Source organism: Cobetia sp. 5-25-4-2, assembly GCF_013374075.1.
In the GTDB taxonomy this organism is placed as follows: domain Bacteria; phylum Pseudomonadota; class Gammaproteobacteria; order Pseudomonadales; family Halomonadaceae; genus Cobetia; species Cobetia marina.
On the sequence record NZ_BLWK01000002.1, the window covers coordinates 197,017 to 214,170 of the forward strand.

General features: G+C 64.6%; 16 protein-coding genes. 6 read left to right on the forward strand and 10 right to left on the reverse strand.

From position 1 onward, the window contains the following. Window positions 1-394 precede the first annotated feature (394 nt). On the forward strand, window positions 395-1,228 hold the full coding sequence (locus HXS65_RS05715) for a pyruvate, water dikinase regulatory protein (RefSeq protein ID WP_077374789.1): 834 nt from the start codon (window positions 395-397) through the stop codon (window positions 1,226-1,228). A 102-nt stretch (window positions 1,229-1,330) separates the two neighbouring features. Then, window positions 1,331-1,618: a pyrimidine/purine nucleoside phosphorylase gene (locus HXS65_RS05720; protein WP_176493428.1), complete on the forward strand. Its 288-nt coding sequence runs from the start codon at window positions 1,331-1,333 to the stop codon at window positions 1,616-1,618. Window positions 1,619-1,729: 111 nt separating this feature from the next. Here HXS65_RS05720 and HXS65_RS05725 read toward each other — a convergent pair whose 3' ends face one another. From HXS65_RS05725 to HXS65_RS05755, 7 genes are all read right to left on the reverse strand, one after another. Further along, entirely contained in the window at window positions 1,730-3,115 is a 1,386-nt protein-coding gene (locus tag HXS65_RS05725; RefSeq protein WP_176493429.1) for an MATE family efflux transporter, read from the reverse strand. Between the two features lie 166 nt (window positions 3,116-3,281). Beyond that, window positions 3,282-3,695 carry a rhodanese-like domain-containing protein gene (locus HXS65_RS05730; RefSeq protein WP_077375616.1) on the reverse strand — a complete coding sequence of 138 codons (414 nt, stop codon included), beginning with the start codon at window positions 3,693-3,695 and terminating at the stop codon, window positions 3,282-3,284. A gap of 63 nt (window positions 3,696-3,758) precedes the next feature. Continuing rightward, on the reverse strand, window positions 3,759-4,673 hold the full coding sequence (gene mmsB, locus HXS65_RS05735) for a 3-hydroxyisobutyrate dehydrogenase (RefSeq protein ID WP_084208097.1): 915 nt from the start codon (window positions 4,671-4,673) through the stop codon (window positions 3,759-3,761). An 85-nt stretch (window positions 4,674-4,758) separates the two neighbouring features. Continuing rightward, a complete protein-coding gene (locus HXS65_RS05740; RefSeq protein WP_077374801.1) occupies window positions 4,759-5,943 on the reverse strand; it encodes an enoyl-CoA hydratase/isomerase family protein in 1,185 nt (394 codons plus the stop codon). Continuing rightward, window positions 5,940-6,758: an enoyl-CoA hydratase gene (locus HXS65_RS05745; protein WP_176493430.1), complete on the reverse strand. Its 819-nt coding sequence runs from the start codon at window positions 6,756-6,758 to the stop codon at window positions 5,940-5,942. The genes HXS65_RS05740 and HXS65_RS05745 overlap by 4 nt, the downstream gene beginning before the upstream one ends. Window positions 6,759-6,811: 53 nt before the next feature. Beyond that, window positions 6,812-7,978, reverse strand: coding sequence for an acyl-CoA dehydrogenase family protein (locus HXS65_RS05750; RefSeq protein WP_176493431.1), 1,167 nt, complete (start codon window positions 7,976-7,978; stop codon window positions 6,812-6,814). A gap of 140 nt (window positions 7,979-8,118) precedes the next feature. Beyond that, window positions 8,119-9,699: a CoA-acylating methylmalonate-semialdehyde dehydrogenase gene (locus HXS65_RS05755; RefSeq protein WP_176493432.1), complete on the reverse strand. Its 1,581-nt coding sequence runs from the start codon at window positions 9,697-9,699 to the stop codon at window positions 8,119-8,121. Between the two features lie 355 nt (window positions 9,700-10,054). Between HXS65_RS05755 and HXS65_RS05760 the strand changes: the two genes are divergently transcribed. The 3 genes from HXS65_RS05760 (at window position 10,055) to HXS65_RS05770 (ending at window position 13,392) form a co-directional block, all read left to right on the forward strand. Continuing rightward, window positions 10,055-10,492: a MerR family DNA-binding transcriptional regulator gene (locus HXS65_RS05760; protein ID WP_077375619.1), complete on the forward strand. Its 438-nt coding sequence runs from the start codon at window positions 10,055-10,057 to the stop codon at window positions 10,490-10,492. Between the two features lie 181 nt (window positions 10,493-10,673). Beyond that, window positions 10,674-12,383 carry an AMP-binding protein gene (locus HXS65_RS05765; protein WP_176493433.1) on the forward strand — a complete coding sequence of 570 codons (1,710 nt, stop codon included), beginning with the start codon at window positions 10,674-10,676 and terminating at the stop codon, window positions 12,381-12,383. Between the two features lie 34 nt (window positions 12,384-12,417). Next, window positions 12,418-13,392, forward strand: coding sequence for a cyclopropane-fatty-acyl-phospholipid synthase family protein (locus HXS65_RS05770; RefSeq protein ID WP_176493434.1), 975 nt, complete (start codon window positions 12,418-12,420; stop codon window positions 13,390-13,392). A 489-nt stretch (window positions 13,393-13,881) separates the two neighbouring features. Here the strand turns inward: HXS65_RS05770 and HXS65_RS05775 are convergent, their stop codons facing one another. Genes HXS65_RS05775 through HXS65_RS05785 form a run of 3 tightly spaced genes read right to left on the reverse strand, consistent with a single transcriptional unit; the run spans window position 13,882 to window position 16,357 of the window. Beyond that, window positions 13,882-14,847, reverse strand: a complete 966-nt coding sequence (locus HXS65_RS05775) for a biotin-dependent carboxyltransferase family protein (RefSeq protein WP_218015058.1) — start codon at window positions 14,845-14,847, stop codon at window positions 13,882-13,884. Further along, window positions 14,844-15,590, reverse strand: coding sequence for an allophanate hydrolase subunit 1 (locus tag HXS65_RS05780; RefSeq protein WP_176493435.1), 747 nt, complete (start codon window positions 15,588-15,590; stop codon window positions 14,844-14,846). The genes HXS65_RS05775 and HXS65_RS05780 overlap by 4 nt, the downstream gene beginning before the upstream one ends. Further along, window positions 15,590-16,357 (reverse strand): 5-oxoprolinase subunit PxpA, encoded by a 768-nt coding sequence (locus tag HXS65_RS05785; RefSeq protein WP_084208091.1) that lies wholly within the window; start codon window positions 16,355-16,357, stop codon window positions 15,590-15,592. Before HXS65_RS05785 ends, HXS65_RS05780 begins: the two co-directional genes overlap by 1 nt. A gap of 289 nt (window positions 16,358-16,646) precedes the next feature. Here HXS65_RS05785 and HXS65_RS05790 point away from each other — a divergent pair, with 289 nt between their 5' ends. Continuing rightward, window positions 16,647-17,087, forward strand: a complete 441-nt coding sequence (locus HXS65_RS05790) for a VOC family protein (protein ID WP_077374827.1) — start codon at window positions 16,647-16,649, stop codon at window positions 17,085-17,087. Window positions 17,088-17,154: the final 67 nt, after the last annotated feature.

Below are 17,154 nucleotides of genomic sequence, written 5' to 3' on the forward strand. Positions count from 1 at the left end.
GGGAACCCCCTGGTACCAATGGATGGAAACGAATGACCGATGGAGGACGTTGAACCGCCTTCCGTTCAGCAATGACGCCACCCTAACAAGCTCTCTCTAGTATTAGCCATTGGTCTAACCGGCTAGTCAGTGGAGGAGGACTACAACCCTGAGACTGTTTCAGGCGTTCTGTCGCCATCGTCGCCGAACATGTCGACAAGCCAGAAACGGCTGCTACAGGAATGTAGTCATGGGCCGCTTTGCCGGAGAACGGGAACACGAGATTTCCCATATCGCGCCACTGGCCATCCGCCGGATATTGCAAGCACGACAGTGAACGCCGACACTTGGGACTTCACGAGACGACACCCTGCGCCGGGTTGTGTCTTCGATTCGTTCTTCACGAGTGCCCGTCATGACCCGAACCGCCTTCTTCATTTCCGATGGAACCGGTATCACCGCCGAGACACTGGGACGCAGTCTGCTGGCCCAGTTCGAGAACACCGACATCCGCATGGTGACCAAGCCCTACATCGACTCCTCGGAGAAGGCCACGGCGCTGGTCAAGGCCATCGAGAGCGCCCACGCCACGGACGGTGAGCGCCCCATCATCATCGACACCATCGTCGATCAGGACATCCGTGACATCATCTCGGAATCCTCCGGTTTCAAGGTCGACATCTTCTCCACCTTCCTCAAGCCACTGGAAGAGGAGCTGGATACCCACTCGTCCTACAGCGTCGGCAAGACCCACTCCATCGGTCAGGATGATGTCTACATGAACCGCATCGATTCGGTGCATTTTGCCCTCGACAACGATGATGGAGCGCGCACCCACCAGTACGACAAGGCCGACGTCATCCTCATCGGCGTCTCACGCTGCGGCAAGACCCCGACCTCGCTGTATCTGGCCTTGCAGTTCGGCATCCGCGCGGCCAACTACCCGCTGACCGAGGATGATCTCGACGAATCCGGCACCCTCAAGATGCCGGCGTCACTGGCGCAATATCGCCACAAGCTGTTCGGACTGACCATCGACCCGCGCCGCCTGGCTGCCATCCGTACCGAGCGTCGCCCCAACAGTCGCTACTGCTCGATCGACCAGTGTCTGCAGGAAGTCGAGCAGACCGAGGCGCTGTTCCGCCGCTCCAAGGTGCCCTACATCGATACCACGCGCTTCTCGATCGAAGAGATCTCGACGCGCATGATCGCCGAGACCGGCCTGGCACGCCGCTTCTCACCGCGCTGACCCCGACGCCAGATCATCACAAGTCGAACACAACAACACACGTCGACCACAACTACAGACATCGATCACAACAACAGCGCTACTCACCCAGGAAATCCTCCCATGTTCCACACCAACCACTACTTCGACGGCCAGGTGGCCTCCATCGCCTTCCAGAGCGCAGATCTGCCTGCCACGGTCGGCGTGATGGCCATCGGCGAATTCGTGTTCGCCACCAGCCAACGCGAATACATGACCCTGATCAGCGGCGACATGCAGGTACTGCTGCCGGGCGCGGAAGAGTGGTATCAACTGGCAGACGGGGAAAGCTTCATCGTCGAAGCCAACCAGAGCTTCGAGGTGCGCACCACGGTCGAGTCCGCCTATCTGTGCAAGTACGAAGACGCTTAAGGCACTGGGAAAACAGCCGCCTGAGGCACTGAAAGCCAGACATGAAGAAGCCGCCGTGCCCTCAAGCACGGCGGCTTCTTTCGTCACGACGACTGCCTCTCGATACCAGGCTCAGGCGCGTCGCCTGAGCACGGAGCGCAGCGTCAGATAACTGATACCGCCCATCAGCAGATAGCTTGTCGCCACCCCGGCAAAGATACCGACCACACCGTGAAGCGTCCCCCCCAGCCAGGCCAATGGCACCAGCAGAGCGAACAGTCGCACCAGCGAGAGTGTCATCGCCCGGCGTGGCTCGTGCAGCGCATTGAGGCTGGAATTGGCGAGGATGATCACGCCCTGGGCGCCGAGTGCGGCGGGAATCAGCCACAGGTAGGTGACCACCAGCTGCGCGACTTCCGGGCTTTCGGCAAAGCGCGCCGCGATCCACTCACCGCCAAGCCCCAGCCCCAGCCAGACCGCCAGCTGCCAGACGAGAATGAAGCCGAGTATGCCGTGGATGGCTCGCCATACCCGCCGGTGCTGCCCGGCACCATCGTTCTGGCTGATGAAGGGTGACAGCGTCATCGAGAGTGCCAGCACCAGAATCAGTGCCAGTGACTCGATGCGTGAACCGATGCCATAGGCCGCGACGGCGGCATGACCATGCTGACTGACGATCCGCGTGACCAGCGCCGTGGCGATCGGCGTCATCACGCTGGTCATGGCCGCAGGCAAGCCGATGGCCCCCACTTCTCGCCATGAGGTGATCAGACGTGTCAGCGACAGCTGATGCAGATCCAGCCGCGCGCGCAGCAATGGCAATGCCAGCAAGCCCAGCGTCATCGCCAGCCACGACAGCACCGTGGCCAGCGCCGCCCCCGCCACGCCCATGCCCTGCCAATCTCCGATGCCGAAGATCAGCAGCGGGTCGAGCAGCGCATTGAGTCCCCCTGCCGCCGCCATCACCAGCGAGGGCACCAGGGTATTGCCCTCGGCGCGTAGCACGCTGCCCAGCACGCGTGGCAGCAACACGAAGGGTGCCCCGAAGTACCATACCTGCATGTAGTCCTGGATGTGCGGCATCAGGGTGTCATCGGCCCCCAGCAACCCGAACAGCGGCCCGATGCTGACAAGCCCCGCCACGATCATCACGACGCCCAGCAGCAACCCCAGCAGACTGGCATCCGTGGCCCGCGCCTTGACCGTCTCGAACTCGCCACGCCCGAGCCTGCGCCCCACCACGGCGGTGGTGCCGATGGACAGACCGATGGCGATGCTGATGACGGCAAAGGTCACCGGAAAGGTGAAGGTGACCGCCGCCAGCTCCGCGGTGCCCAGCTGGGCGATGAACCAGGCATCCACCAGGTTGAACAGCATCATGGTGACGATGCCGCCGATCACCGGCCCCGTCATGCGGGCAAGCGTCGAGGCGATCGGATCACGCAGCAGATCACGCCGACCACGCGGGGACGGGTTTCTGGCAGAGGAAGAGGACGTGGGGTTGGCAGGCTCAGGCATGCAGGCTCCGGACAGTAAACGGCCCCGTCAGGCGAGCTGCCTGCGGGGCCATCGGGGGCTATCGATCGTACGATCTGTCGTGCAATCCGTCGTGCAGGACGGGCACAGTGTAAGACATCCGCGCGGCGAGAGCAGTTCCCTTGCGGATCAGGGGCTGCAAGCCGGACTAGTTGCCCTGCATGAAGGGCGAGATGACTTCGCCTCCCGACTCACGCCAGGCCGCGAAGCCGCCCCCGAGATGGGCGACCGGCCCGAATCCCATGTCCTTGAGCGACTTGGTGGCCAGCGCCGAGCGCAGTCCGCCGGCGCAGAACAGCACATAACGTCCCTCACGGGCGAAATCGGCACGGTGATAGGGCGAGGCCGGATCGACCCAGAACTCCAGCATGCCGCGTGGCGCATGGATGGCCCCGGGAATGCGGCCTTCCCGCTCCAGCTCACGCACATCGCGGATATCCACCAGGATCAGGGGCGTACCGCCTGCGCGAGACTCCTCCAGCGCCTGACGCAGCGCCTCAGGCGACAGGGTGTCGATCTCCTTCTCGGCCGCTGCCACCAGCTCACTGACCGGTCGAATCATGGGGTCCTCCTTGCAGATGATATCGTCCTGATGATGCATGCCACTCACCGCCTGCGTGACACCTCACACATCCGCCTCGCCGCAACGATAGAAACGCTGGATGCTCGAGAAATCGAGACGTCCCGCACCCTGGGCGGCATGCTGGGCGAACAGGTTACGCGCCTGGGAGCCCATTGGCACTGCCGATTTCGAGCCCAGCGCCATTTCCCAGGCAAGGCCGAGATCCTTGGCCATCAGGTCCACCAGGAAGCCGCCCTGATAGTCGTTGGATGCAGGTGCCGCCTCCATCACCCCGGGCCAGGGGTTGTAGACGTTGAGCGCCCAGTTGCCGCCGGAGGACTGCTTCATCACCTCCGAGAGCACGGCCGGGTCCAGTCCGTTCTTGACCCCCAGCGCCAGCGCCTCGGCGGTGCCGCTCATCAGGATGCCCAGCAGCATGTTGTTGCAGATCTTGGCGACCTGACCGCTGCCGGCCGGGCCGGCATGGAACAGATTCTTGCCCATCACTTCCAGCAGCGGCACGGCACGCGCGTAGCCGTCGGCCTCACCACCGACGATGAAGCTCAGGGTGCCGGCACGTGCGCCACCGACCCCGCCCGACACCGGGGCGTCCATGAAGGTGATGCCACGCTCGGCGGCATGGCGAGCGACCAGACGTGCATCATCCGGCGCGATGGTCGAGGCGTCGATCACCAGTACCGAAGCGTCGAGTGTTGCCAAGAGGCCTCCCTCGCCGTCTTCCTTGTCACCCAGATAGAGCTTTCGCACGTGCTGCCCCGCCGGCAGCATGCTGATGACGACGTCAACGCCCTCTGTCGCCTGGCGTGGCGACTCGGCGCGTGAGGCACCCGCCTCGACCAGCTGGCTCATGGCCGACTCGACCAGATCGAAGACCTTCACCTCATGGCCGGCCTTGACCAGATTGAGGGCCATGGGGCCGCCCATGTTGCCGAGCCCGATGAAACCGATGGATGTCATGGCAATGTTTCCTCGTGAACAGGTTCTTGTTGTCATTGGCGTCCGGCGGCATGTCCGCACCTGCCGCCCGTGCTGAACAGCGCGCTTACAGATCCATCAGCGGATGCTCGTCCTCTTCCCACAGCGGCGCGAAGAAGCCGTCGATGTATTCCTCGGAGACCTGCGCGATCGAGGCATAGGCCCACTGCGGCTGTCTGTCCTTGTCGATCAGCAGGGCGCGTACTCCTTCAGCAAGCTCGGTGCCCATGCAGCAGCGCACCGACAGGGTCAGCTCGTCGCGGAAGGCTTCCGCCAGCGAGGAGTGGCGATGGCGTGCCAGCATGCGAAATACCAGATGCGGGGAACTGGGGCAGCCGGCTTCCAGACGCTCGCGATTGGCGTTCAGCCATGCATTGCAGTCACTGCGCGCCTGGGGATCATCGAGGATCCGCTGACAGGCCTTCAGCACTTCGCGCCCGGCGACCAGCTGCTGAAGATGATCAAAGAGCGGCATGACCTGTCCCGGCGGCGCCAGCTCACGGCGCTCGAACTCGCTCAGCACCTGGCTCAGATGACGCGACGGATGACGCCCGAATTCCCCCTCGCACAGCGCCTGCTTGAGCGCCTCGCGCTGCGCGTCGGGAATCAGGCGTGTGGCAAGCCCGAGATCCAGCGCATCGCGGGCATTCAGCTGCGCGCCGGTCACTCCCAGATACTCGCCGATGCCACGCGGCAGGCGATTGAGCAGCCAGCTGGCCCCGACATCCGGGTACAGGCCGATGCTGACCTCCGGCATCGCCAGCCGTGAGCTTTCGGTGACCACGCGCTCGCAACCGCCGGCGAACAGCCCCATGCCGCCGCCCATCACGATGCCGCCGCCCCACACCAGCAGCGGCTTGGGGAAGGTATGCAGCCGGTGATCGAGCCGGTATTCCGCGGTGAAGTAGCGGGTGGCGAAGAAATCCTCCAGCGCTTCAAGAGGGTCTGCGCCTTCGCTGGCAGGCGCCGTGGTCATCGCCTGATAGAGCGCCACGATATCGCCACCGGCACACAACGCACGCTCGCCGGCGCCTTCCAGCCACACCATGGCGATGCTGCTGTCCAGCTCCCAGGCATCCAGCTGGGCCTCGATGCGCTCGATCATGGCCAGCGACAGCGCATTCAGCGAGCGCGGCGCATTCAGGCGCATGATACCCAGCTGCTTGCCGTCGCGGGCGCGACGCGTCTCGAACACCACGGGCGCCTCGACATCGGTCGCGGCCTTGGCAGTGACACCTTCTATCTGGCTCATGAGCGCCCTCCTCCCTTCACCTCTTTCTGATGCGAGACCCACTGCGGTGCACGCTTCTCCAGGAAGGCACTCACGCCCTCCTTCTGGTTGGGATCATCGAACAGCTCGACGAACAGCTCGCGTTCCATGCGCAGGCCATCGCTCATGCCGCGATGGCGTGAGGACATGATCAACGCCTTGCAGCGCGCCACCGCACTCGGGCTCTGGTTGGCGACGCTCTCGGCCATCGCCAGCGCGCGCTCGAGGCTCTGGCCGGTCTCGACCACCTCTTCGGCCAGCCCGATGCGACCGGCGGTCTCGGCATCCACCTGCTCACCACACAGGATCATGCGCTTGGCCCAGCCTTCGCCGACCAGCCACGGCAGGTGCTGGGTGCCGCCCGCGCACGGCAGCAGACCGACCTTGGCCTCCGGCAGCGCCAGTTTCGCCTGACGCTCGACGATACGGATATCGCAGGCCAGCGCGCATTCAAGCCCGCCGCCCATCGCGTAGCCGTTGACGGCGGCGATCGTCACGCCGGGGAAGTTGGCCAGCCGCTCGAAGGCCAGCCCGAAGCGGCGCGCCATGGTGGCGGCCACGCCCTTGTCACCGTCGGCGAAGGTCTTCAGATCGGCGCCGGCGGAGAAGAACCTGTCGCCCTCACCGGTAATCACCACCGCACTGACGCTGCCATCGCCCTCCAGCTCATCGAGCAACTGCTCCAGCTCGATCAAGGACGCCTCCGTCCAGGTGTTGGCCGGCGGATTGCTGATGGTGACACGGGCGATATGACGATCCTTCTCGAGAACGAGGCATGGCCCTTGATTGGATGACATCACGTAACTCCCTGAAAGATGGTAACCACTGACGAATTGAAGTGGAGGCGCCGTTACGCCAGCGACTCGATCATGCCCGGCGTCAGAAGACGGCGCGCGATGATCAGACGCATGATCTCGTTGGTGCCTTCCAGAATCTGGTGCACACGGGTGTCACGCACCAGCCGCTCCAACGGGTACTCGCGGATATAACCGTAGCCGCCATGCAGCTGGAGTGCCTGATTGCAGACCTCGAAGCCCATGTCGGTGGCAAAGCGCTTGGCCATCGCACAGTGGGCGCTGGCCTCGCCGTCACCCTCATCGAGCTTGAAGGCCGCCAGTCGCACCAGGGTGCGTGCGGCGGTCAGTTCGGTGGCCATGTCGGCCAGCTTGAACTGCAGGGCCTGGAACTGCGCCAGCTCGCGCCCGAACTGCTTGCGCTCGCCGAGATAATCCCGCGACAGCTCCAGCGCCTTCTGGGCCGCGCCCAGCGAGCAGGTGGCGATGTTGATGCGCCCGCCATCCAGCGCCTTCATCGCGAAACGGAAGCCCTCGCCCTCCTCGCCCAGACGATTGGCCGCCGGGACCCGCACGCGATCGAAGCTCACCAGCCGGGTCGGCTGGCTGTTCCAGCCCATCTTGTCTTCCTTCTTGCCGTAGCTGATGCCGTCGGCATCCGCTGGCACCACGAAGGCCGAGATACCCGCCGCGCCGCTGTCCGGCTCGCCGGTGCGCGCCATCACCACCAGCACGTCCGTCGCCCCGGCACCGGAGATGAACATCTTGGAGCCACTCAGGTAGTAATCATCGCCGTCACGCTCGGCGCGGGTGCGCAGGCTGGCGGCGTCACTGCCGCTGCCCGGCTCGGTCAGGCAGTAGGAGCCGAGCTTGTCACCCGCCACCATCGCCGGCACCCACTGCTCGCGGCACTCGTCACTGGCGAAGCTCGCGATCATCCAGCCGACCATGTTGTGGATGGTGATGTAGGCGGTGGTCGAGATGCAGCCGGTGGCCAGCTGCTCGAGAATGATGGAGCTGTCCAGACGCGGCAGGCCAAGACCGCCATGCTCCTCGGGGACATAGAGCCCCATGAAGCCAGCCTCGCCTGCCTTCTTCAGCGTCTCGATAGGGAAATGGGCCGTGGCGTCCCACTCGGCGGCATGCGGGGCAAGCTCGGCATCCGCGAAGGCACGCGCGCCCTCCTGCAGGGCACGCTGGTCATCGGTCAGCGAAAAGTTCATGCAGCTGCCTCCTGTTGTCCTTGTTCTTTATCTCCAGGCCCGCCGAGTCCTCGGCGAGCCTGTGAAGAGCCCTCAGCGCATCTGAAGAGCCATCAGCGGTCTTGTGAAGAGAGCCATCAGCGGTCTTGTGAAGAGAGCCATCAGCGCATCTGAATAGAGAAGTTGGGCTGATTGCCCTCGGCCGGCGCATCATCGAACCAGCGCGCCGTCACCGTCTTGGTCTCGGTATAGAAGCGCACCGCCTGCTTGCCATAGGCATGCAGATCGCCGAAGAAGCTGCCGCGCCAGCCGGTGAAGGAGAAGAACGGCAGCGGCACCGGAATCGGCACATTGATGCCGACCTGGCCCACCGCGATCTCATTCTGGAAGCGGCGTGCCGCGCCGCCGGAGCGCGTGAAGATGGAGGTGCCGTTGCCGTAGGGGTTGTTGTTGATCAGCTCGATGGCCTCGGACAGATCCGCCGCCTCCATGCAGCACAGCACCGGCCCGAAGATTTCCTCGCGATAGAGCACCATCTCCGGCGTCACCTTGGAAAACAGGCACGGCCCCAGCCAGTTGCCGTCGGGATAGCCCGCCACCGAGATGCCGCGACCGTCCAGCAGCAGCTCGGCCCCTTCCTCGACGCCCTGCCCGATCCAGCCCGTCACGCGCTCCAGTGCCTGCGGCGAGATCAGCGGTCCGTAGCTGGCGCCCTTGTCATTCCAGGCACCGGGGCGCACCTCGGCCAGCGCATCACGCACCCGCGCGATCAAGGCCTTCGAATCACCGACGAAGACCGCCACCGAGATCGCCATGCAGCGCTGACCCGCCGCACCGACACTGGCCCCGACCAGCGCATTCACCACCTGGTCCGCCGGAGCGTCCGGCATGATCACCATGTGGTTCTTGGCACCCGCGAAGCACTGGGCGCGCTTGAGGTTGTCGGTGGCGGTACGATAGATGTGCTGCCCCACCGGTACCGAACCGACGAAGCTCACGGTGCGCGGTGTCTCGTGGGTCAGCAGGTGATTGACCTGATCGCGCCCGCCCTGCACCACGGTCAGGATGCCCTCGGGCGCTCCCGCTTCCATGAACAGCTCCGCCAGACGCAGCGTGGTCAGCGGTACCTGCTCGGAAGGCTTGAGCACGAAGGCATTGCCGCAGGCGATGGACAGCGGGAACATCCAAAGCGGTATCATGGCGGGGAAATTGAACGGCGTGATGCCCAGGCAGACACCCAGCGACTGGGTCACGGAGTAGCTGTCGATGCCGGTGGCGACGTTCTCCACCGTCTCGCCCATCAGCAGACTCGGAATGTTGGCGGCATGCTCGACCACCTCGATGCCGCGCCAGACATCGCCCTTGGCGTCCTCGAAGGTCTTGCCTAGCTCATGGGAGATGATCTCGGCCAGCTCGTCATGGTGCTGCTTGAGCAGATGCTGATAGCTGAGCATCAGACGGGCACGGGTCGGCACCGGGGTGTTGCGCCAGCGCTGGAAGGCCTGCTCGGCATGCACCAGCGCCTCGTCCAGTTCGCTGAGCGGCGTCAGTGGAACACGCGCCACTTCAGCGTTGGTGGCCGGGTTGGTCACGCTCAGGTGCTGATCGGCGGAGCTTGCGACAAACTGGCCATTGATCAGCTGTGGCAATACCAGTGGTGCGCTGTCACCGGCGACGACGGCGCGCAGTCGTGACAGCAACTCAAGCGAGCCGTTTGCGGACGTGAGGGTAGTCGAAGACATGACGTGGCATTCCTGTGTCTGTTGTTATTGGGTGAAGGACGGCGTGTCAGCAGAGCCGGAGACGTCAGCCAGAGCCATCTTGCCGAAAGCGGCAAGCCGACATTGCGATCTGACTCAACCTAGCATCTGCTTGGTTGGCTGCAAATACTATTACCCTTTACGTTAACGTAAACAATGCTAGTCTGTAGAAAATTCACGGCCAGACGCCGCTGGCATCCACTGCGCAGAGGGGCATGCCATCTCCTCGGCGCACACAGCATTCGGAGCGGCAGTGCCCATGACGGATACGATGATTACCTCAACGCCTGACACCCAGACCCCGACAGCCTCCGAGAGTCCGGACGATGGCGTCGGCATGGAAGGCCTGCTGAGTGCCACCAGCACCAGCGACGCCATTCGCCCGACCCAACGCACCTGGAGCATCGGCGAGCTGGCACGTCATTTCGACGTGACCACACGCACCATCCGCTTCTATGAGCAGGAAGGCCTGCTGCATCCCCAGCGACGCGGCCAGACGCGCATCTATCACGACAAGGACCGCGTGCGCCTCAAGCTGACGCTGCGCGGCAAGCGGCTGGGATTCTCGCTGGCCGAGATTCGCGAGGTGGTGGATCTCTACGATGCCGCGGATGGCGGCGGCGAGAAACAGCTCACGAGGCTGCTCGACATCCTGGCCGAGAAACGTGAAGGACTGGAGCGCCAGCTGCGCGACCTCACCGCCATGCAGCGCGAGCTGGACGATGTCGAGACGCGGGCGCGGGAAGCGCTGGCCCGCCTGACGACACACGGATGATGCGCGACACCCGTCACCCTCTTCCAACACCTTTGAGAGCATCACGACAGCAAGACCGATAACGACAACAAGCACCATGACATTCACGCCGCCGCCCCCTGGCGGCGTGACCGCCCGCCGGGCGGCTCCCCCTGAATACGCCTTGCCACACCAATAACAACCAGGGACACAGGACAACGCCATGTCACAGGACGCCATTGCCACACGCCAGTCTCTCAGCTATCTGAGCACCCTCTCCGACACTCCCCTGATGGGGGAAACCATCGGTGACTGTCTCGATCGCATCACCGCGCGCTGGCCCGAGCGCGACGCTCTGATCAGCCGTCATCAGGGGCTGCGCTACACCTGGGCCGAGCTGCATGCAGAGGTCGAGCGCGTGGCGCGCGGCCTGCTGGCGATGGGGATCGAGCGCGGCGACAGGGTCGGCATCTGGGCACCCAATCGCGCCGAGTGGACCTTGATCCAGTACGCCACCGCCAAGATCGGCGCGGTGCTGGTCAATCTCAACCCGAGCTATCGCGGCCATGAGCTGGCCTATGCGCTCAAGCAGTCCGGCGCGGCGACGCTGATCTTCCAGGCACGCTTCAAGGCCTCGGACTACGTCGCGATCCTCGAGGAGCTGTTCCCTGAGGCCAGGGAGGCCCGCGGCCGTGATGGCATTCACAATGGCGCGCTGCCGGACCTCAGGCGTCTGGTCTGCTTCGAGGCCGAGGATGCCCTGCCCGGCATGCTCCACTGGCAGGATGTGCCGGGCGGCGCCGGAGAGGTCAGTCTCGAGACACTCCACGAGCTGCAGGCCAGCCTGACCTTCGATGACCCGATCAACATCCAGTACACCTCCGGCACCACCGGGGCCCCCAAGGGGGCCACGCTCTCGCATCACAACATTCTCAACAACGGCTTCTTCGTCGCCGAGCGCATGAATCTCACGGAGCACGACAAGCTGGTGATGCCGGTGCCGCTCTATCACTGCTTCGGCATGGTGATGGGCAATCTGGGCTGTCTGACCCACGGGGCGACGATCATCTACCCCGAGGCGGGCTTCGATCCGCTGGCCACGCTGCAGGCGGTCAGCGAGGAAGGCGCCACCGCGATGTTCGGCGTACCGACGATGTTCATCGCCGAACTCGAGCACCCGCGCTTTGACGAGTTTGATCTCTCCAGCCTGCGCACCGGCACCATGGCGGGTTCCATCTGCCCCATCGAGGTGATGCGCCAGGTCATCGAGCGCATGCACATGCGCGAGGTCACCATCGCCTATGGCATGACCGAGACCAGCCCGGTGAGTCTGCAGACCACCCGCGAGGCACCGCTGGACAAGCGTGTCTCCACCGTCGGCACCCTGCATCCCCATCTGGAGATCAAGATCGTCGACCCCGAGACAGGCCAGGTGGTCCCGCGCGGCGAGAAGGGCGAGTTGTGCACACGCGGTTACAGCGTGATGCTCGGCTACTGGAACAACCCGGACGCCACCGCCAAGGCCATCGACAGTGGCCGCTGGATGCATACCGGTGATCTCGCCACCCTCGATGAGGACGGTTACGTGACCATCGTCGGGCGCATCAAGGACATGATCATCCGCGGTGGCGAGAACATCTATCCCCGCGAGATAGAGGACTTCCTCTACACCCATCCTGCCGTGTCGGACGTGCAGGTGATCGGCGTGCCCGATGAGCGGTATGGCGAGGAAGTGATGGCCTGGGTCAAGCTCAAGGAAGGCGAGCAGCTGGATGCCGAAGGCCTCAAGGCGTTCTGCCAGGGCAGAATCGCCCACTTCAAGGTGCCGCGCCATATCAAGTTCGTCGAGGAATTCCCGATGACCGTCACCGGCAAGATCCAGAAATTCAAGATGCGCGAAACCGCCACGGCGGAGCTGGGTCTCAAGGCATGAACGGGCACCTCGGAGGGCCACGGAGAACAAGCGCATGAGTCACGACACGCCGGGAGGCGATGACGCCTCCTCCGCTCGCCACCTGAGCACGGCCTGTGCCCAGGTGGCGCACTACGCGCCCCCTCGGCATCACGCGGCACTGGAGGAGGCACTCGAGGCATTGATCAAGGCGCATCCTGAGCCCGTCCTGCCGCCCACGGCGCTGGCAGGGCTGGATCAGCTGCATCTGGGAGGCGCGGCCGGCAGCCGCGAGTTGCTGGCGATGGCGGCTCTCGAGACCCCCGAGGGCATGCCACTCGCGATTCTCGAGCCCGGTGCCGGGCTCGGCGGACTGGCACGCATGCTGGTCAGTCAGCATGCCTGCGCCGGGCATCACGTCACCACGCTGGATCTCTCGGAGAGCCTCTGCCAGCTGGCCGTCGCGCTCAACCGTGCCACCGGCCTGCGCGAGCGTATCCGAGTGCTGGAGGGCGACGCCTGCTATCCCGAGCTGCATCCCGCCCTGACGGGGCGACATGTCGACCGCATCCTGAGCCAGCACCTGCTGGTCCATCTGAGCGACAAGACTGACGTGTTGCGTCAGTGGCATGACTGCCTCAACGATGACGGCTATCTGGTGCTGCATGAGCCGGTGCTCAGCGTCCAGGCGCAAGCCTTCCATGAGCGTCCGCAGCTGCCGGTGCCCTGGGCACTGACGCCCCGCGCCGATCACCTGGCCAGCTGCGAGGAACTGCACGAGGCGATGGCCAACAGTGGTTTCGAGGTCGAGGCGCACGCCGAACTGACGCCTCAGGTGCTCGCCTGGCAGGCGCGGCGTCTGCGCACACCCTCCCCCGGCGCCTCCGGCCAGCCCCCACTCTCGCCCGCCCAGCGTGCCAGCCAGGCGCTAACACCGGAGCTGATCTTCGGGCCGCATTTTCCGACGATGCAGCACAATCTGGCCGAGGCGCTGGAGGCCGGCTGGCTGGAAGTGCACCTGTGGCGACTGCGCAAGCGCCGCCATCCGTGACGGTGATGAGCCTGGAGGTTTCCCGCGTGAGACCAGTCCGACACCGGCGTGAAAAAAATTAGAAAACACCGCTCGCAAATGACTGGCATCCGCCTGCCTCAACCGTTATTCTTGCCAGTACAGTCCCGTTCGGGGGATAAGCCGTTCGTTACCCGTCAGCATGTGAGGGTAATGTGCCCGACATGATGACCGCATTGCTTCGTGTTTCATCGATACCCACGAGTCAGTGCAACGTTTCCCGATGCTCGCGCAACGTTTCTCCGGGAATCTGTTCATCAAGGGCGTGATCTGATCAATCACTCCCAACAGCATCAAAGATTCCCTCACGGGAAAACCGAAAGGGCCTCCACTTGGAGGCCCTTTTTTTGTCTGCGCGCCTTGATCCAGTCGCTCAGGTCTGCACGCGTTGATCTGCAGGCTCGGGTCTGCACGTTCAGATCTAGACGCTCTGGCCTGCAGGCGTCGAGCTGAAAGCTCCGCTGCGGCGCATCACGACTGCCAGCCTGCCAGCACCTCGAGGTGATCACGACGCGCCTGACCCGGCGTCACGGCCGCCAGCCGCACCCTGGTGCCCGGCACGCATTGGGCGAGCTGCGCGCAGGCCAGCGGCGTCAGTGCGCCAAGGCGCGGATAGCCGCCGATGGTCTGGCGATCATTGAGCAGGATGATCGGTTGGCCATCGGCGGGCACCTGTACCGCGCCCAGCGGAATGCCTTCGGAGACCATCCCGGCTCCATCACGCTCCAGACGCGGGCCGGTCAGACGCACGCCCATGCGATCCGCGCGACCATCTACCGCCCAGTCGCGGTTGAAGGCGCGAAAGAGGCTGTCGCCACTGAATTCGGCAATCTGGGCGCCTACCACCAGCGCCAGTTCGAGCGCCTCGCCCTCCTCGGGGGTCAGCGACTGCTGCCATGCCTGTGCCGACGCCGGCAATTCGCGCAGCGACAGCTCATTGCCGGCCGCCGTCAGCACATCGCCGCTGGCCAGTGCATGGCCTTCGCCATCCAGCCCGCCCAGACCATCACGCACGGTACAGGCCGCACTGCCCAGCACCGGGGCGACATCCAGCCCCCCCGGGAAGGCCAGATAGGCGCGCAGCCCGGCGACCGGACGCTCGAACTTGAGCACCTGCCCCGCCGTCACGGCGAAGGCCTGCCCGGGCAGCAACGCCTCACCATCCAGTGTCGCCGCCAGATCAGCGCCACACAGCGCCAGCGTGCCCGCCTGCCCGACCTTGAGGGTCAGGCCGCCGCCCATGGTGATCTCGAGTCCCGGCGCATCCGGGGCATTGCCCAGCAGCCAGTTGGCCCAGCCCAGTGACACCCAGTCCGCTGCGCCGCCCTGGGTCACGCCCAGATGGCGGACACCCAGGCGTCCCGCATCCTGTACCAGTGCCAGGGCACCGCTGCGCTCGACGTCGAGTCTCACGCGCTTGTCGTTGTCGGCACTCATGCGCGCTCCTCCAGCGGGGTGACATCGCCGCCCAGGCGAACGAATTCCTCTCGGCTCACGGAAACGAAACGCACGCGATCACCGGGCATGAAGCGACTGGACGGCTCACCGGCCTCGTTGCGACAGAACAGCGTGATGGGCGTGCGGCCCAGGATGTTCCAGCCACCGGGAGAGCGGGACGGGTAGATCGCGGCCTGACGGTCGGCGATACCGACGCTGCCGGGGGCGATCTTCTGGCGCGGCGTCTTGAGGCGCGGTGTGGTCAATGCCTCCTCCAGCACGCCCATGAAGGCGAAACCGGGGGCGAAGCCAAGCGCGAACACGCAGTAATCATGCGCGCCATGCCGTTCGATCAACGCCTCGACACTGATGCCGAGACGCGCGGCGATCGGCGCAAGCTCCGGACCGACACTGTCGTCGTACCAGACGGGCACCTCGTGCAGCTGGCCCTGCTGACCGCTCTGCGGAGCGAGGTTCTCGAGGGACGCCTGGATACGGGCACGCACCTCGCCTTCTTCCAGTGCCGCCACGTCATAGTGCAGCAGCAAGGTGGTATAGGACGGCACCAGATCCACCAGCGCCGTGCCGAAGGCCTCACGCAAGGCCCCGTCAGCGGCCAGAATCCAGGCCATGTTGGATTCCTCGATGCGGTCGAACAGCCGGATGATCAGCGAGTCCATGCCGACGGTCTCGAGGCGCAGTTGCGGTGACGAGCCGCGTTCGTGGCTATTCCCCCCAGCCATCAGGCACCCGCCAGCGCATCGAAGGCGTCACGGATGGCACGCACCGCGGCCACGGACTCGGCGTTGTCACCGTGCACGCACAGGGTGTCGGCACTGAGCACCAGATCACCGCCGCTGCTGTCGGTGAGGGCTTCACCGCGCGCCAGCGTCACCGACTGGGCGATGATCACCTCGCTGTCGTGATGCACGGCGCCGGGCTCACGACGCGAGACCAGGTGACCGCGCGAGTCGTAGGCACGGTCGGCGAAGGCCTCGAACCACAGCGTGATGCCCATCTCGTCGGCCAGTGCCTGCATCGGTGCCGGATTGGCGGTCGCCATCACCATCAGCGGCAGGCTGGCGTCATAGCGCACCACGGCCTGCATGACGGCGCGCAGTAGCGTCGGGTCAGCGGCCATGTCGTTGTAGAGCGCACCGTGCGGCTTCACGTACTGGACGCGAGTGCCTTCGGCGCGACAGATACCGTCGAGCGCGCCGATCTGATAGAGCAGCATGTCCTCGACTTCGGCAGGCGAACAGGCCATGGAACGGCGCCCGAAACCCTGCAGATCCGGATAGGCGGGATGCGCGCCGATGCGCACGTCGTGCTTGACCGCCAGCCGCACGGTGCGGCGCATGATGGTGGGGTCAGAGGCGTGGAAGCCACAGGCGATGTTGGCGCAATCGACGTAGGGCATGACCTCGTCATCGAGGCCGATCTTCCAGTTGCCGAAGCTTTCGCCCATGTCGCAATTGAGCAGAGGGAGGGAGGGAGCGGAACGGGACATTGAGACACCTCGCAGGATGATCTTGTGTGTTGTTATCCCTCCACTCTAAGTAAGGCCATGCCTCGGTATCCAATCGTATTTTGTGATTCGTTATATCGATGAAATCTTTCATTACCATAAGGTATGAAAGCCCAGTCAATCATCCGCTTGCCTGTCAGACCGCCACATGCTTCTGTCTGGGGCACCCCGGACAGCCACGAAAGGGCCGTCATCTCTGAATGCCGGCCTGACTCAGGCGACCGACGCGTCCTGTCTGGCGGAACCACCCACAACAACAGGAATTTCCCACATGGCCGTCAGTGATCCGTTCCACCTCGCGATTCAAGTGCGTGACATCGCCGAAGCCCGGCGCTTCTATGGCGAATTCCTCGGCTGTCCGGAGGGACGCTCCTCGGACAGCTGGGTCGATTTCGACCTCTACGGCCACCAGTTCGTCTGCCACCTGAACCCGGCACTGGCCGACCCTGACAACCCGCTCGCCCAGCACCGCAATCCGGTCGATGGGCATGGCGTCCCGGTGCCGCACTTCGGGGTGGTACTCGAGATGGAGGCCTGGCAGGCACTGGCGGATCGTCTCACTGCCGAAGGCGTGACATTCGAGATCGCACCTCATGTGCGCTTCAAGGGCGAGCCCGGTGAACAGGCCACGATGTTCTTCCTCGACCCCACCGGCAACGCGCTGGAGTTCAAGGCCTTCAAGGACCGCGAGAGCCAGCTGTTTCGCAAGTGAAGGTCCCGCGCCCCGTCTCGTGCGGGGCATGCCCGGTGATGAAAGCTGACGCCCTGCACGGCATGCG

Coding starts and splice junctions, on each gene's coding strand:
- HXS65_RS05715 (WP_077374789.1), top strand. CDS start 395: ATGACCCGAACCGCCTTCTTCATTTCCGATGGAACCGGTATCACCGCC.
- HXS65_RS05720 (WP_176493428.1), top strand. CDS start 1,331: ATGTTCCACACCAACCACTACTTCGACGGCCAGGTGGCCTCCATCGCC.
- HXS65_RS05725 (WP_176493429.1), bottom strand. CDS start 3,115: ATGCCTGAGCCTGCCAACCCCACGTCCTCTTCCTCTGCCAGAAACCCG.
- HXS65_RS05730 (WP_077375616.1), bottom strand. CDS start 3,695: ATGATTCGACCGGTCAGTGAGCTGGTGGCAGCGGCCGAGAAGGAGATC.
- mmsB (WP_084208097.1), bottom strand. CDS start 4,673: ATGACATCCATCGGTTTCATCGGGCTCGGCAACATGGGCGGCCCCATG.
- HXS65_RS05740 (WP_077374801.1), bottom strand. CDS start 5,943: ATGAGCCAGATAGAAGGTGTCACTGCCAAGGCCGCGACCGATGTCGAG.
- HXS65_RS05745 (WP_176493430.1), bottom strand. CDS start 6,758: ATGTCATCCAATCAAGGGCCATGCCTCGTTCTCGAGAAGGATCGTCAT.
- HXS65_RS05750 (WP_176493431.1), bottom strand. CDS start 7,978: ATGAACTTTTCGCTGACCGATGACCAGCGTGCCCTGCAGGAGGGCGCG.
- HXS65_RS05755 (WP_176493432.1), bottom strand. CDS start 9,699: ATGTCTTCGACTACCCTCACGTCCGCAAACGGCTCGCTTGAGTTGCTG.
- HXS65_RS05760 (WP_077375619.1), top strand. CDS start 10,055: ATGGAAGGCCTGCTGAGTGCCACCAGCACCAGCGACGCCATTCGCCCG.
- HXS65_RS05765 (WP_176493433.1), top strand. CDS start 10,674: ATGTCACAGGACGCCATTGCCACACGCCAGTCTCTCAGCTATCTGAGC.
- HXS65_RS05770 (WP_176493434.1), top strand. CDS start 12,418: ATGAGTCACGACACGCCGGGAGGCGATGACGCCTCCTCCGCTCGCCAC.
- HXS65_RS05775 (WP_218015058.1), bottom strand. CDS start 14,847: ATGAGTGCCGACAACGACAAGCGCGTGAGACTCGACGTCGAGCGCAGC.
- HXS65_RS05780 (WP_176493435.1), bottom strand. CDS start 15,590: ATGGCTGGGGGGAATAGCCACGAACGCGGCTCGTCACCGCAACTGCGC.
- HXS65_RS05785 (WP_084208091.1), bottom strand. CDS start 16,357: ATGTCCCGTTCCGCTCCCTCCCTCCCTCTGCTCAATTGCGACATGGGC.
- HXS65_RS05790 (WP_077374827.1), top strand. CDS start 16,647: ATGGCCGTCAGTGATCCGTTCCACCTCGCGATTCAAGTGCGTGACATC.